1 protein-coding gene is annotated in these 2,230 nt (G+C 34.2%); it reads right to left on the reverse strand.

Going from position 1 to position 2,230, the window contains the following annotated elements; genetic code table 11:
• On the reverse strand, positions 1-2,188 hold a 2,188-nt coding region (locus ACZQCL_RS05645), incomplete at its 3' end, for an ABC transporter ATP-binding protein/permease (RefSeq protein WP_482482146.1).
• Between the last annotated feature and the right edge of the window lie 42 nt (positions 2,189-2,230).

Genomic DNA, 2,230 nt, shown 5'->3' on the forward strand with positions numbered 1-2,230 from the left:
TCAAGAATACAGCTCCATTGACTGGTAATTTGGCAATATGCGAAACACCTGTCATATTCTCAACGACCACACTAATTGGAACATTCAATACAAGTGTAATTAATATACCTAATACACCACTGATCAATCCAATAATGAATGTTTCTGCATTAAATACACGCGTAATATCTTTCTTACTAGCCCCAATTGAGCGTAAGATACCAATCTCTTTTGTACGCTCCAATACTGAAATGTAAGTAATAATACGAATCATGATGCTTGATACAATGAGTGATACAGATACAAAGGCAATCAAGACATAACTAATAATATTTACAACACTTGTCACAGAACTTAACATCGTTCCAATAAAATCATTATATGTGATCACATTGCTCTTTGTCTGCTTCTTATTATAATAAGTAATCAAATCCCCCAGCTTTTCTTTTCCATCAAAACTTGATGCATATAAAGAAATCTTTGTCGGATTTGAGTAATCTACAACACCAAGTTTAGTCAAATTCGAATCATACGTCGCATTGATATTTTCATTATACGTATTCATGTAATTCATCAATTCTTCTTGCGACATACTAGAAAGCTGCATCATCTGCTCATTTGTAAGATTTGACATACTCATCTTCTGACCTGAAGCAAACTCGGTCTGCGTAAAAATATTGATATTTGGATTTGTCTTTTGTTCTTTTACAATTTGAGCATTCTCCGTCTTAGAAGTTACATACTCTTCCATAGCCTTTGTATAATACACACCACCCATTGTTGGTTGTGAAACCGTGGATTCACTTGGCTTAATAATTCCAACCACCTTGATTTCAGGACTCTTCGAAACAACATCCTTCATATACAATTCATTTTCACTTTGGTTGATCCACAAACCATTTACCTTTTGATATAAATCGCTATTTAGAACCAATCTAAACTTCAAATTTAAGATATCATCCACACTATACGATTCTAGGTTTGTCTTTGAAATCTTGTCCGTCTCTCCATTTAAAATCTTTTGATAATTCTTAACCAATTCATCCTGATCTAACAATCCCAAAGAATACAGTGCATAATCCGTTATTTCGTTATTTTCATCAACCTCTAAAACAACTTCGTTATAGTTTGTTGGCCATTTACCTTCAACAAGCTGATATTCATCATCCCGAAGTTTTTTCGATTCTGGTAAAGAAAGCCATACTTGATCATTGGTCATAGCACTTGAATCCATGAATTGCGATTGAATCGACATCATATCCGACATGCCTAATTTATCCAACAAACCATTTGGCGATACTTGCACTAAGCCAGAATCTGTATTTTCATTATAAACTTGTAAATTTAAATTATAATCATACTCAATTGCTTTCGCCGTCTTTCTAAATTCTTTACCCTTACTACTTTCAATATACGATTTAAAAGCCGATAAGTTATTCTTCTTTGAACTCGATAAAGATTCTAATACATCCTCCACATAAGGACGAGAATAGATTTTAGAATCCTTATGTTCTTCTGTCTTTTTCTTCATGCCCATCATCGTTGTCATTAATGTAGACATATCACTTGAATTAGCCTGAATCTCAATCGGATAACTGGCCATTGTATCATTTTCCATTTGATCAATATAAGACTGCATACCATGCGACAATGACATAATCAATGCGATCCCAATAATTCCAATGCTTCCGGCAAAAGAAGTTAAAAATGTACGTGCCTTTTTTGTCATTAAATTATTTAAACTTAATGAGCAAGCCATTTTAAAAGACATGCCAGGTCTTTTTAACACACTCATATCCACATTCATTTCTTGTTCATTAAAAGGATTAGAATCCGATACTAAAGAACCATCCTTTAAGCGAATAATTCGACTCGAATATTCATCTGCCAATTGCGGATTATGGGTAACCATAATGACAAGCTTATCTTTTGAGATTTCCTTTAAAATCTCCATAATCTGCACACTTGTTGCACTATCCAAAGCACCAGTTGGCTCATCTGCCAAAATAATATCTGGATTATTGACAATAGCACGAGCAATGGCCACTCGCTGCATTTGTCCACCCGACATCTGGGTTGGCTTTTTATGAATTTGATCCGAAAGTCCAACCTTATTTAAAGCCCCTATAGCTCTTTTTCTTCTTTCCTCTTTATTGACTCCCGTTAGTGTTAAAGCTAATTCTACATTACTTAAAACACTCTGATGCATGATTAGATTATAGGATTGAAACACAAAACCAACCTGATGATT

It is taken from the genome of Holdemanella sp., assembly GCF_056804935.1.